At 57.4% G+C, this 13911-nt stretch carries 10 protein-coding genes; 3 read left to right on the top strand and 7 right to left on the bottom strand.

Annotated elements, in window-relative coordinates; all coding sequences use genetic code 11:
* Positions 1-92 precede the first annotated feature (92 nt).
* Both RMET_RS29700 and RMET_RS29695 read left to right on the top strand, forming a co-directional pair.
* Positions 93-377: a hypothetical protein gene (locus RMET_RS29700; RefSeq protein ID WP_011514778.1), complete on the top strand. Its 285-nt coding sequence runs from the start codon at positions 93-95 to the stop codon at positions 375-377.
* A 26-nt stretch (positions 378-403) separates the two neighbouring features.
* Positions 404-1549: a hypothetical protein gene (locus RMET_RS29695; protein WP_011514777.1), complete on the top strand. Its 1146-nt coding sequence runs from the start codon at positions 404-406 to the stop codon at positions 1547-1549.
* A 559-nt stretch (positions 1550-2108) separates the two neighbouring features.
* Here the strand turns inward: RMET_RS29695 and RMET_RS29690 are convergent.
* The 5 genes from RMET_RS29690 to RMET_RS29665 all read right to left on the bottom strand — a co-directional run bounded on the left by RMET_RS29690 (position 2109) and on the right by RMET_RS29665 (position 7161).
* The gene (locus RMET_RS29690) at positions 2109-2312 is read right to left on the bottom strand and encodes a hypothetical protein (protein ID WP_011229291.1); all 204 of its coding nucleotides are present in this window, start codon (positions 2310-2312) and stop codon (positions 2109-2111) included.
* A gap of 35 nt (positions 2313-2347) precedes the next feature.
* Complete coding sequence (locus tag RMET_RS29685) at positions 2348-2587, bottom strand: hypothetical protein (RefSeq protein ID WP_011229290.1); 240 nt, start codon at positions 2585-2587, stop codon at positions 2348-2350.
* A 385-nt stretch (positions 2588-2972) separates the two neighbouring features.
* Entirely contained in the window at positions 2973-3878 is a 906-nt protein-coding gene (locus RMET_RS29675; protein WP_041240739.1) for a hypothetical protein, read from the bottom strand.
* Positions 3879-3946: 68 nt separating this feature from the next.
* Positions 3947-6544, bottom strand: coding sequence for an EAL domain-containing protein (locus RMET_RS29670; protein WP_149135216.1), 2598 nt, complete (start codon positions 6542-6544; stop codon positions 3947-3949).
* Between the two features lie 131 nt (positions 6545-6675).
* Positions 6676-7161, bottom strand: coding sequence for a hypothetical protein (locus RMET_RS29665; RefSeq protein WP_011229288.1), 486 nt, complete (start codon positions 7159-7161; stop codon positions 6676-6678).
* 1927 nt (positions 7162-9088) lie between these two features.
* On the opposite strand from RMET_RS29665, the gene RMET_RS29660 reads away from it, so the two are divergent.
* Positions 9089-10426 carry a replication initiation protein gene (locus RMET_RS29660; protein WP_011514775.1) on the top strand — a complete coding sequence of 446 codons (1338 nt, stop codon included), beginning with the start codon at positions 9089-9091 and terminating at the stop codon, positions 10424-10426.
* A 1254-nt stretch (positions 10427-11680) separates the two neighbouring features.
* Here the strand turns inward: RMET_RS29660 and RMET_RS29655 are convergent.
* Positions 11681-12472, bottom strand: coding sequence for a ParB/RepB/Spo0J family partition protein (locus RMET_RS29655; protein ID WP_011229286.1), 792 nt, complete (start codon positions 12470-12472; stop codon positions 11681-11683).
* A 314-nt stretch (positions 12473-12786) separates the two neighbouring features.
* Positions 12787-13911 (bottom strand): AAA family ATPase, encoded by a 1125-nt coding sequence (locus RMET_RS29650; protein ID WP_011229285.1) that lies wholly within the window; start codon positions 13909-13911, stop codon positions 12787-12789.

Genomic DNA, 13911 nt, shown 5'->3' with positions numbered 1-13911 from the left:
CATCTGCCTGGTTGGTTTATTGACACGTGTTGCCCCGTAGGTATAATTGTTAAAGCGTCGCTCGGCAGAAGGCGGCCAAGGATGGAACAGTCATGCAACGTGAGTACAGCCCTATCGAAATCGGCCTTGACGCGCTCGGCGTGCGAGAGAACCAAAACCCGGTCCTTGCACTCCGGCTCGAAGGTAAATCGGCCGATCAGGCGGTCGCTCTTGTGAACAAGCGTATGGAACGCGCAATGTTGCTCTACCCAGAGATGAAGTCAGACATCCTGGTAGCCGGCGTGCATATCATGCTCGACCTGGTGGATTCAGTGGAGCAAGTGCAACGCGCAGTTCTACCGCGCCTGGACCGAGTGGTTGACCGGGTTGCTACCTAGGAACACAGTCCATCTAACTCCATTCAATGGTGACTGAAGAAGTAGCCGAATTCATTCCTGCCGAAGACGAAGGCGTCGATCCTGTGGACACCACTGAGGTTGACGGCTTTGACACCCCTACCGCAACGGGCAAGCCGTCGGAACTTGAGCGCATGAGCGCCGAGTTCCTGGACAATCCCAAGCGCCCGAAGACCTTCATCGATCGGTTCATCAAAGCGATGTATGCAGATGAGCGTACGCACAAGATTTGCCGCGTACGAGCTCTGAAGTCTAAGGTCGATCTTGGCGATGTCGACGAGATCCTGCAGCGAGTAGTGGTAGTCTTCTTCGCCACCAAGCAACTGGATAAGCTGCGCGAGGCAAACGCGATCTATGCGGTAATCTACGCAATTGCGAGCAATGTTTGCCGGGAGCACATTCGTGACGCTCTCGCACTTACCATCAACCACGATTCGATCGAAGAGATGCGAGAGCGTGGTGAAGAGCTGGAAAATGTTGGCTTGGTAGACAGCGAACCAATTGATAGGGACCAGGTCATCGATTCCAGGACTGCTGCTGCGAAAATGGCCCTGGCCTTCCGAAGGCATTTGAATGGAGAAGAGAAATTGAGCAATCTCGGCGTTTTCGACCTTGATCCTCTGATTGCGCCCGTCGCGCCGGCGCCCGAATCCGCCGCAGCGGACAAGAATCTGGAGGCCCTCCCAGCCCCTGCCGCGCCTAAGCCGCGGGTTCGCCGTGCAAACCGCAACGAGACTCTTTCGGCCGACCAGCTCGAGTTGGTACAAATCTGCGCAGATCTGCAAATGCGCAACCAGGACTTTGCCGCAGCACTCGGCATCGGCCTGCCGCGGCTCTCCTCGTATATCTACGGCCGCACGGCCTCGGTGCCGGCAGACATTATGACCGCCGCCCGAAAGCTGCGCGACGAAGAGCCTGAGGCCATGGCACGTCGCGAGATGTTCAATCGGCCGATGAGCGATATCCTTGGGCGCTGGGCGAACGACCTGCAAGTCGAGTCGGACACCGATCTTGCTACCATCCTGGGCGTCACGAAGATGACCATCTTCCGGTGGCGTACGGATGAAACCAAGCCGGACAATACTGCACTGAACCGATATGAGCAGGTTGTCCGGACGTTTAAGAATCGGCTTGCCGCCATCAAGCAGCGCTAACCTTCTCCATGCGCCATCAAGCCCACTGAGGAATCGGTGGGTTTTTTTTTTGCCCGGCTGCAGCAGTGTGGGGAAACAATAGATCTGCAAAGCCTATTGCAACAAAGGCCAAAAAAACTTTTCCATGCGGGGGTGCGGACAAAAAAACACCCAAGTGAGCACGGCTCAACTTGGGTGTGGCATAGCCAACCGAAGCATGGCATCAGAAGACCTAGTTGGCGTCAGACGGACGTGGAGCGAACCACATTCGAAGATCAGTTCTTCTTCGCAAACGGATAACCGCAAGCGAACAGGAAAAGCGAGAGGGCGATAGCAGCAAGCATTGTCAACTCCAGAGTGTCCTGAGGGAAAGTGCAAAGGGCTTTTTGCGTAGTCCTTGCACAATGGGCATGCAGAACAGGCTCGTGTAAGTCCTTACAATGGCCATCGCACGATGAACAGCAGCAGCAGTTGCTGCTTCGACATTGCTTGGCGTGGTGTTGCCCCAGGGAAACGCCGGCGTTGAATTGAAAAGCCCGCGGCCGACTGAGTCGGTCACGCGGGCGTCGGGCTACACAATTCAGGAACTGAGTTTCAGCTCCGCGAGAGAGGCTTCGGCGGCCTCGATTCGATCCTGGTCACCGAGCGCTTGCACGATGGCGAGCCGCAACGCGTAGGCTGCATGCTGGGTCGCCGCGGAATCTAGCGCCCCAGTCGTATCGAGAATCGTGTTGAGCCGCTCGAATGCCGCGTCGATGTTTGCGAGTTCAGGACTGGTAGGCAATTCGTTCTCCCTCCATTTGCTTCGGTTGAACTGAGTTAGCCCTGCCCTTGCAGCACTTCCTCAGTGACTTCCGCGAATACTTCGCCGATTGCGTCGACAGCATCCGCCCCGGAGATCTCCTCGTCCGTGCCGAAGCCAAGCTTCGCCATAACGTGGAGCACCTTCTGCAATGCAAGGCGGACCTGCTGCTCGCTCGCCCCTTCAATCAGTGCGTTCATCTGCTCCGACGTGAAACCGCCCTTGTTCTCGTCCGCATTGTCGTAGTGGATTGCCATGGTCGTTCTCCTGAGTTCGGTGCGGCAATGCCGCGATTGTTGGTGCTGAGAGATGGTTCACAGGGGACCACAACGGCGAGGGCCCGAAACCTCTGCGCGCTGCGAAATGAAAAGAAAGCCCCCTCTTCTGGAAGAGGGGGCTACTGTGGTTACGAGTTGATGGCGTGCTGCTGTGTATCGGGCCTGGCCCAACCCATCGCCGTGCATTCCAGACGTTCCCGATAGATGTAGGTCGCGCGAGGCTGCTTTACACCATCGAGTAGGCTCTCGATGGCTGACGCAACACCTTTGACCTCCGCCCTTAGTCGATCGATCGCCTCGATTCGTCGCCCCTCTACCGCCAACTCCTCAACAAACGGCATCAGGGTCTGGTCCGAAACCACACTTAACCGATACCTATGATTCGCTTCGCATCAGCGTGCCATTCGCTATTGACGACTTGCTCGTCCATCGAGGTAACGACCAAAAGTGGGTAGTCCTTGACACGCTCGAATGCCATCAGCCGTCGGACGCCGTCAACAGCGCTCGCGCCAACTGCCACCCCCGACTGCTTGCCCGCCATCTGCGGACTGATCTCCGTCTCCGTGTACTGTTTCAAGTAACGGAGGACGCCGGGATCTGGTAGGCGCGCAACTAGGTTTCCCCTCTCGGCTCCCAGCACCGCGACGGTCACACCATCTTTGCGAAGAGCCTCCTTGCCAACAAGTGCGATCGAGGAAATATCAAGGGGTGTCAGTACAGCCCCGAGAAACGCGCCTGTTTGGTCGTTGATTCGCTTTACCGCATACACCTTAACCCGGTCGCCCGAGTCTGACAGTATCGGGCCAACGATCTCTGTGCCCGCAGTGCGCTGATACTCAAGCTTCTGCACGGCGAGTTGACCTGGCAGAAATGAGGCCGGAACCGGATCGTCGTACGTATGCAGCACAGGGACGCCGGCCTTCCCAACAACCACGATACCTTCGATTGCGGTGCCGACTGCGGCTGCACGAACTTGACTGAGCGCGTTGTCCGCGCCTCCAGGGCCCGCCGTCAGCAGTGATTGACTCGCCAAGCCCGCCGCCGATAGCACTTCACCTATCGAGTCCAGATAGCTCTTTAGCTGTGCTGCAGAAGCAGACGAAAGGACAGTTAGATCCCTGGACGCATCATTCAGCGCCTGCGTTCGACTGTCGTTGATCTCGTACGCTACGAGGCCAGTCACTAGTGTGCCGATGACGGCGCCAACATAGACGAGCGGCAAGAAGACCCGCGTGGTGGCCTTTTTGCTTCGACCGTGTCGTTCTGTCATGGAAACACTGGGCATGTCGATTCGAGGTGAAAGTTTGCGAACGTTATTACAAGTACGTGTTATGAATTCTAACGCGCATTCGTCGTTTGTGACTCTCGAATCGCAGGTTCGGGTAGGACTGGTGCCGTGTAGCTGGTCCCATAAAGGGGACCGCAGGCGTACGACACTCCCATTTTTGCTAGCATCGAAGCGACTTCAGCGTCCTTGACGCCCGTGGCCACGAGCTTGATGCCGAGATTAGCCGCAACGGCCGTGGCGGCGGTAACGAAGGCGAAGGCATCGTCCCGCCCAGCCATAAACGGCGCTTGCGATCGGTCGAGGATTGCGCCTTGTACTCCGGAAGTAATGAGGCGCGGCAATGACGCTAAGCCGTTGCCATAGTCAGATAGGAACACCTGGACGCCGAACGTCGCGAGATCACTGATCGCTACCGTGGCCTGTGTCCAGTGTTCTGATTCAACGGGTTCCAGAATGCTGACGCCGAGCGCCCATTTCGTCGGAAGAGCGTCGACCGCTTCTCGCAATGTGTTGAGAAATCCGGGCCTCGTGAAGCTATCGCGGTGGACAGGCACGATCAGCAAGCGTGGGGCGGGAATAGCTTGGCAGGCGCGAAGATCTGCGAGCAACGATCTCAGCACGCACTCGTCGGCCAGGGCAGAGATGCGCGTCTCTTCAAGTATGGCGCTCAGACGAGCGAGTGGGATGTACCGCCCATTGCTGCTGACCAGTGGCGTTACGATAGCGCCGACGATGACGTTACTCTTCAGACAGACCATCGGGGCGTAGTTCAGCTTCAAGTTGTCGGCGCCGAACGACGTTCTCAGGGCATCGGCTTGCTCGCGCAAACTTTCGAGTTGCCGTGAACAAGCTTCATTCGCATAGACAAAATGCTCGGCGTTTGCTGTTGCCGCGGCCTTCTTAGCCGAAGCGACCAAGGCGTCACTGGTTTCCGCATCGACGGGGAACAGCGCGATGCCTGTCCGTGCGCGAAGCCGCAGCGTCTCTCCGCCTGGCGTAAGCGGCGCTTCATAGCATGCAGCTATCCGACGCGCAATGATCGCAACGTCAATCGGCTCGGACACATTTCTTGCCAGTACAAAGAAGCGACCGCTGCCCTCCGAAGCGACTGAGTCGGAATCGCGAATGCTCGTGGTCAATCGATCTGCCGCCAGTGCGCAAATCGAGTCATCAAGCGGTGCCCCTTGAGGAGCGGAGAGCTGCACCGCCAAAACGGCGTGGAATTGGTCGCGATCGCTCTCGGACAGGAATAGTCGATCGAGTCTGTCGCGAAACGCGTGCATGTTTGAGACGTTCGTGACCGGATCGATGGTGGCCGCCTCAACAACTCGAGCCTCGTAGGCCTTTCTCTCGCTGGCGTCATGAATTGTAATGACGAGACCATCGGTTCCGTGGAGGCCGTTGCCACAGATGCGGACTTCGGCATGGAACGAAGAGCCCGCAAGGGTCGGCAAGCAGCCCGCCCACTCGTGGGATGCCTCTTGGCGTGGATTTCCGCCCGCGCCTAAAGGCGAGCCCTTCCATACCTCAGGAGGGAGCAAGGTCTGAATCTGCTGGCCAATCAGTTGATGGGTTGAGGTGGCAGCTAGAGCAATAAAGGCATTCGAGTTCGCAAAGCGAATCGTGCCCTTTGTGTCGGTAGCAATGACGGCCTCACGTAGCCGCGACAAGACGTCGACGAACATTGCTTCGCCGCGTTCCGCGGACTCGGCGACACGTTCTGTTTGCTTAACCTGGCGGAGGATTGTGGCAATGAGAAGCCAGATCAGGCCTATGCCGGCCGTTGAAAGTACCGCGAGGTACGATGCGCGGCGCTGCCAGGCCGTGTTCACAGTCTGCGTCGGCAATGCGATCTGTAAGGCAAGCGGTGCGCCCTCGATCCGTGTTATGACGCTCTCAGCGGCTGCGCCGGCGGGAAGCTCGCGAATCGGAGCGTGGCTCGCGGCTTTACCCCATGCGTCGAACGCTCCTTGGCGAATCTCCTGCGAATCAAAGCGAGCGGACTCTGGAAAGCGATAGAGGATGCGACCCTCTTCAGTGGCAAGTGCGACCTGGTAACCGGTATCGCGTGTGATCGCGGCCACTGTCTGCGCGAAGGGGGCGAAGTCAATCCAGGATGTTGCGAGCCAACGGTATTGGCCGTTGCCGCCAAGTAGGCCTTCAGAGATTGAGATTTGGTACGGCAGGCCCGGAACTGGTCCATCAACGATATAGCTGACTGCTTGAGTCAGGAGGTCTTTGCTCGGCGCTAGAGGAGCTTGTGGCTCAGGAGAGCCTGAAGTATCGAGCTCAAGTGCACCAGTCAAGGTGTATAGGAAGAGTCGGGCAACGCAGGTGTTCTCGGTTGTTGCCCTTGCGATTGCAAACCGTTCTTGAATGCTGAGAGCGTTGCTGTCGCCATTCAAAGTGCGAGCTACCTGTCGAACAACGGTCTTCTGGCTCCTCAGGATCTCAGCCGCCTGTCGAGTCAGTGCGGATGAGAAGACCGCCAGGCTCTCTCGTGCTTCAGCGTATTCCCGTCGCCTGAAGTCAATCACTTCGTGGATGGAGATGCTCGTAAGCAAGAGGCTCGACAGAACGCCTGCAGCAATGGCAAGGCGGCGAGCCGATCGGCCGCCCGTACCTTGTGATGGTCTCTTCTCCTCCACTGTCCGCTCTCGGACCTCTGGCCCGCCCTCATATAGTGAACGCGCGATTATAGGGACGTGTCGCCTCGCCCGATCCGTGGAAAAGGGGCAAAAAAAAGCCCCACGAAATCTCTCGTGGGGGCATGTTGCGGTTAGATGAAGTCAAATCCCGGATGTCCTGCTGCTTCCTGTGACGGGGCCGGTTGCCTGGGGGGAGCCTTTTGCTCCTGGGCGGCTGCCGGCGTTTGCGCGCGCTCACTGTTCGCAGCGGCTTTCTTCTCCACTACTGAGATGCTGATGTAAGGGTTGTCGCCCTCCTTCGTTTTCTTGCGCCAGCCGGCGATTCGCATCTCTCGGCCGAAGCCAAAGCTGCCGGCATAGTCAGGGGAGCTCTCCGGCCTGTCCTGCTTCTCTTCCTTGAAGAGGGTTGCAGGAATGCCGCCGATGGACAGCGAGTAGAAATCTTTGCCGCTGTTATTTTTCCGCCAAACAGCGACATCGAGCCGGAGCGAGTTCTTCTTCTGTTCGTCGAGGGGAAACTCCATCCACCCGAGGAACAGCGGGTCCTTGTCGGACGTCTTTGCGTGGTTCGGGAAGATGGAGCCTTCGCCGGCTTTGAGGATCAATGCGATTGACATGAGGTTCTCCTGGAAGCTCTGAGGTTGGATGTCCGAGGCAAGCTTGCGGGTTGCCCTGGTACTCCGATATGGCTGACAACAGCGTGTATCGGCCGCCTAGCGCAGGAGTCCTTGGGAGTTGCATGTCTTGCGTGCGATCGCTCGTCTTTGGATGGCCCCCGTCACTGATTACAGTTCCGGGGCTGGCATACCGTGGTAGCGCCACTTTTCACAGTGAAAACGGCGGCGCGTTCAGAGATGAGTACCCAATGCGCAGTGAGCATTGCGCATTGGGTATTGAGCACTGCCCAGGGCGCATTACGTATTGCGCAGTGCTTCGGCCAGTAAGACCCGCAGGAACGCTGCCGAACAAGGCGGGTGGTGCAATGCGCATTGCACGATCGAGAAACGTGTTCCGCCCCTCCATTCAGCCGACAGGCAAGCAAAGATCTGATCCGGAACTCGCCCTCCCCGCGTACTGATGCTCCAGGCTGTCTACGCCTCGCGGCAGCGGTGAAAGGTGTAACGATTTGGCCCGCAGACCCGCAAAAGTTTGCGGAGGTGCCCCATGGAGCACTACCTAGGGTGATGCGTTTTGGACCGCAAAGCCCGCTCCCGCGGGCAAGGTGTAACGGTTTGGTGGACCGTGGCGCAATTTGCGGAGCTTTAGTGAGTGCTTCCTATCGCTAGATCTCGCTAATTGTTGTCATAACCTTGCCGGTTGAACCCCGCTGGGAGAAATTGCGGACCAAACCATTGCACCTTTGCGCAGTGCAGGTGCTGTAAGAGATGCTGGAATCAGTGGCCAATCTTTGCGGACCAAGTCATTGCACCTTTCGAGGCGAGTGCTTATTTGTCCTCACATTTTGCGGACCAACGGATGCCACCTTGCGCGTGTTTGAGCCTGCGCAGAGCTGCTAACGCCGCTGATTCGCCATGGTTGCGGACCAATCGACTGCACCATAGCCGGTACTCGTGCGGTTGCGGACCAATCAGATACACCATATTGCCTGGGGGTAGCGGGCCCATGACGCGCTAGGGTTTCTGCGGACTAAAGAACTGCGCTATCGGTTCTAGCCCCCTGCGGGCCAATTCATTGCACCATGGTAGAGAGTCCGTTTGCGGACCAATAAACTACACCATGTCGTTGAGAGGTACTCTGCGGACCAATTGACTGCACCATGTGCCCAGTCTCTTGCGGACCAATACGTTGCACCATAGCGGCAAGTGAACGCCGATTTTGCGGGCCAATACATTGCACCTTTCCCCCTGGGGCTTTGCGGGCCAATACATTGCACCCATACCGATATGGAAGATTGCGGACCAACTGATTGCACCATGGGGTTTAGAGAGGGAGGGTTGCGTCGAGTTGATTGCATCTCTGTGTGGCGGAGCTCATTGCGGTCCAACAGATTGCACCGTACTGCGATAGCGGTCGCGGTGACGAAGCGGCAAGTGCCGATGGCTGTGGATAAGTACCGGTGGTTTTGACGTTCCGCATTTTTCTGCGGAGAGCTAGCAGCTTTGTTTACGTAAACCAACCAACGTATACGGGTCTCGTTTTGCTTAAATAATTCAATGGCTTACGAGCAGCAAAGTGTTAACTGTTGGTGCCAAGGTGATATCTGTTGGGGGATTGGTGTACCGCATTGGGCCGCAAAGGTGTAAGAAATTGGCTTCCTACGGTGCTATCCATTGGTGCCAAGGTGCAATGAATTGGTGGAAGGTGTTAACCGTTGGCTTGATGTGCGTATATCCCGGAAAGGCGCGCCCAGTCTAGGTTTCCGGGGAGTGGCGCTCAGTCATGGTGGCATCAGTTGGTTCGACGGTGTCATTGATTGGTGCCTCTTGGCAACGGTGTTGCGCAAAGGTGCAATCGTATACTTGACTCATTACACCATTACGGAGATATTACGGCAGTCTCTTAGTGCATTGGGCGCACTCTGCCATGTCTAATCTCCCAAAAAACATCCAGGAGCAGCTGGGTTTCGATATCTTCAACGCTGTCCGCGAGGAGCTCGGGCCTAGTACCGCAATCACTGAATCCACGCGCGACATTGGGTACCGCAAAACCAATGTTCTGATTGACGTCACCCCTATGTCCCTCGTGGCAAGGCGGGCCATCAATGCGTTGTGGCTCACGGTGTCGGAGAACCCGGATCTTGAGCATTACGATATCGAGCTCGGCTACTTCAAATGGCTCGCTAAGTTCGAAACATCGAACAACGTCGCGCACCTCAAGAAGGCCCTGCGCGAGTGCCAGAGCTCATCGGTTCAAGTCTCTGTTGAGCGCAAGGGCGGCGGCGACCCGCAATGGGTGTCAGTGCCGCTTCTTGGTTCTGTAGGGATCGCAGGCGGGCGCGTTGTGTTCAAGGTCGACGAGATGATCCGTCGACAACTCAAAGATCCGAAGCGCTATACCTATCTATCCTTGCGCATGTCTGCGGCACTCAGCCAGTACGCGTACATCCTGTATGAGCGTTTGGGCGCCCTTCGATTCATGGGGACTACGAACTGGCTTCCGATCGAAGAGGTCAGGAAGTGGGTCAATGCTGACGCGGTCAAATCACTCACCGAGTACAAGCAGTTCAAGCGGTTGGTTCTGGATAAGAACATTGCCCAAATCAATGAACTGACCGATCTCTACGTTGAGTACGAAACGAAGACCGCGCAGGGTTCGCGACGCGTTGCGGCGATTCGATTCAAGCTTAGGGACAACGCAGAGGGCAAGCTCGTTCTGGACTTTGCGCAACCACATGAGCTGAAGGATCTGTATGAGACTCTCGTTAAGGGCTTTGGGCTGAGCACCAGGCAGATCAATGAGATCATCAGCAATCGCGAAGTGAACACGGATGAGCGAATCCGTGCGGCGATTGAGCTCGTGAGGTACCGAGTCAAAGTTGGAGGGGTGAAATCGCCTGGTGCCTACCTAATGACCGCGATCAAAGAGGGTTGGGCACTTAGCGAAATGGAGCGCGAGGCGGCGTTTGGTAGCCCAGCCGAAGCAGTCCCGAGTAAGCCAATGGTACCGGTCGCTGAGATCGAGTTTGCGCGCAATCTTGAGCGCGATATCGAAGAAGGTCTGGCTATCTTCGCCTCGATGACGGACGACGAACGACTTGCTGTCCTTGATGGACTGTACAAGGAGACTACGTTCCAGATGGCTGCGCGGCGGCAGAAGGTAAAGGCTAGGCCGGATGAGGCGGCAATCATGGCTCGTAAGGCACTGAAGGTCGAACTGGCCCAATACGTGAAGCGACAGGCAGAGGAACAGAAGGCTGCCTGACCTGCCCTCCTCAATACATGCGAAAGACCGCCGCCAGAGTGCGCGCGGTTGAGCTCGTCGAGCTTGCTAGTGCTTCCCTACGCGAGGCACGAAACCTCCCGCCTCTTTCTCGAAATTCCCGGTGTTCATTCTTGGTGTCCTGCTGAGTGCAACCTCGGCAAGCCGATATCCAATCTCGCGATGATCACGTTTGACCGAATGGCTAGTGCTCGGAGAAGTGCCCAGTGTGCTCTCCTGCCATTTGCGAACTGCAACTAGCTCCTCGTTTCTCACAATAGCGATACATAACACGTAGCAATATTTGTATGGTATTCCTAATGCCCGGCCGGCGATCGCGTTCGTTTTCACCGTGAAAATTGTGATGCCGCTGGTTTCGCGGTGAAAACGCGATGACGCACAGAGTACGCAATGTGTAGTGCGCTCTGCGCAATGCGCAGAGACTGGGCGTTCTCCTAGCGCGCCTTGGCTGGGAATGCAACGCGCCGAGCGGTTTCGTCGAAGACCAGCCTGGCGTAGGCTCGTGCGTCCTCGCCCCTGAATGCTGACGGCAGGCTTGAAATTGCTTCCTGACCGCAGGCGCCGATTGAGCGACCATTGACTTTTCACGGTGAAAAAGCTCCGCTCGCACCAAGGACGGTGATGCTTTTGAGACGTTGAGGGGGCCATCAACGTTGGGATTTCACCGTGAAAACCACGCCGCTGGACGATTGCGCAGCGAGGGCTACCTGGCGCTTTTCACCGTGAAAGATCGAGGAGCGCATCCACATAAAGGCCTGCCGGCATTTCCGCTTCCGGGACAAGGCGTTGGCAGCGTCCAGCTGAGTAGCCGCCGTGGCAGTTTTCACCGTGAAAATCTAGCCGCTGGGCGCGTATGCACCTGGGGTGGCCTGTCAGCGAATCTTCACCGCGACGCTCCCATGAGCGAGTTATTTGAAGTGGGCCCAATTCGCGTGGGCAACGCCCGCCCTAGTTGGCGCCGGCGCAGATTTCACCGTGAAAACGCTGGGTAGAATTCGGGCGCGAAATGCTGGCGGTGATCCAACCAGTTTTCACGGTGAAATCTCTCGCGAATCCCCCCGGGGGCGTTGTCGTAAGTTCGCCGCTGCGCAGTCCCCGCGCCCGCAGGACAGGCCAAGCCCGTTCCGGGCTGGGATACCGTGAATGCTCTCGCGCTCTAGGCGGCCCGGAGAGTTGGTCGAGAGCAAAAAAAGCCCGCGTCATTTGCGCGGGCTTTTCACGGTGAAATCGAGGCGGCTATGCTGCCTCGTCAAGGTCATCCGCTGCAGCCTCGGAGAGGAATTTCTCGATCGTACGGAGTAGCAGCTCCGGATTGACGTCTTTCGGACACTTCAGAATGAGGTTCCGCCCGTCGATCTTGGCGTCAGCGACCGGTTTCCCGGACATCTGCAGGCGGCGTGGGATCACGACAGCCGCGGGGTTCGTGAGCTTCCGGGCCTCGGCCTTCAGCCAGTTCAAGGCATTCTCCTGGGACATGCCCTTTTCTACCTTAACAACGGCCGCTATCACCAGCTCGGTGCAGCCCTGCTCATGGAACGCGACGAAATCAGCCACAACCTTAGTGCCAATCAGCCCCGGCCTCTGCATGAGCATGTCAATCACTACCTGCGGCAACTTGAAGTAAGCCAAGCACCGACTGACGGTGGCCATGCTTCGACCGACACACCGGGAGATATCCATTTGGTTGAGGCAATGCCCCAACTTCAGCAATCGCTGATAGCCCAGGGCTCGTTCGAAATCAGACAGGTCTTCCCGGGCATCGTTGTCCGTCATTGCGAGGATCGCGGCTTCCTTCTCGCCAAGATCACGGACAAAGCCTGGAATATATGCCTCATGCTTCAGTTGGAACGCCCTGAAGCGACGCTCGCCGGCAATGAGCTCAAAACGACCGTCATCCTTGCGTCGGACGGTAATCGGATTGTTCAGCCCAACGAGATCAATGGTGCTTGTCAGCGAAGCAAGGGCGTCTTGATCAAAGACGAGCCGAGGCTGATGTGGGCTGACATCAATCTGGTCCATCGGCAACATCTGCTGGGACCCAATGGGGATGTGAAGGGCCTTCGGGGGGGGCGAAACCCCCGATGCACCCCCAGAGACGGGAGCTGTCCGAGGCGAAGGACTCGGAGTGGGTGCAGCAGCTGGTGCCGGCGTGCTCTGCAGCGGGGGAGGGGGGGCAAGCGGATCTTCGTCCAAGATTCCCTGCTCGCGCAGAATCTCCGACATCGGCCGATTCAGATTGGCCGATGGCATCTCCGCGGGTACGACAACCCCCTGGATATGCTGAGGCGGGGCCTCAGCGGCTGGCGGCCGTGCTGCATCGTGGCCGAGGCGTCGGGATTGTTTCATTTAGCGACCTCCGTAACTGCGCGGATGCGCGCGACCAACTCCTCGAAGACTTCCCGCATTGCCCCGAGCGAATTTTCAGTGCCGGTGCGCCAGAGCGACAGCGGAACGCCGTCCTCGAGGCTCTTGGAGTAGTCCTCCGAATGGTACAAGCGGCTCTCAGTCACCTTACCGGGAAACAGGCTGATGAGGCTGGCCATGTTCCGTTCAACGCGCGGCCGGTTGCGAACGTACATCGTGGGGATCGCGACAATCTCCGGCGCACGCTTGAAATCCTTGGCGAACTCACCCAGCCGGAACGCGAGACGGGAGAGTGCCCGGAATGAGAACTTGTCCATGCGAATCGGGCAGATCAGGAAGTCCGCAGCCACCATCGAGTTTCGGGAAAGCAGCGAACCCGCTGGTGCGTTGTCCATGATGATCACGTCATAGCTGGACAAGTTGCAGTGGGGCAGGGCGCCAGTGCGAGCCTGCTCGAAGAACAGCGAATAGCGGAAGTCCGAGCCATTGGCGCTGCGCAGAGCAGAGTCCATATCGTCCAACGAGTCTTCCGCAGGGATCAGGTGCGGGCCGTGCTCACCAAAGGGCTTCTTGACGACCTCTTCAAGCGACATCGGTTGGTAGAAGTTGCCAACGCGCATCAGGTTGCCGATGTGCCCATTGATGGACCTTTCGCCAGGGATACCCATGTCAATGAGTTCTTCCGCCGTAAGGTCAGGGTCATAGCCCATCATGGTCGACACGTCAGCTTGCTGATCATTGTCGATCACCAGCACCTTCAAACCCATCAGGGAAAACTGAATGGCCAGGTTGCAAGTGGTGGTGGTTTTCGCGGTACCGCCCTTCGGGACGAAGACCGAAATGGTGATGGGCCGCGTGAAGCCCTTGATGTGCTTGCTCTCTCGCCGAATTCGCGCGATCTGAAAGATATCGTTCAGCGAGTAGTTGCGGACTTCGACCGACCCCCGGGGCACCCGAGAAATCTTCAGGTCGTTGTCGCGTTCGATGATCTTGAGTGTTTGTGGGCTAACCCCTAGTGCTTCGGCAGCAAACTGAGGCGGGTAAGCCAGGCTCGCAAAGTCCGTATAGGGATAGGGATCGATTTCTACCTCAGTTGCGGTCAT

The sequence above is a fragment of the Cupriavidus metallidurans CH34 genome (assembly GCF_000196015.1).
Classification (GTDB): Bacteria; Pseudomonadota; Gammaproteobacteria; order Burkholderiales; family Burkholderiaceae; genus Cupriavidus; species Cupriavidus metallidurans.
The sequence above is the reverse complement of the archived record's forward strand: the minus strand, read 5'-3'. Positions and strand labels throughout refer to the sequence as shown.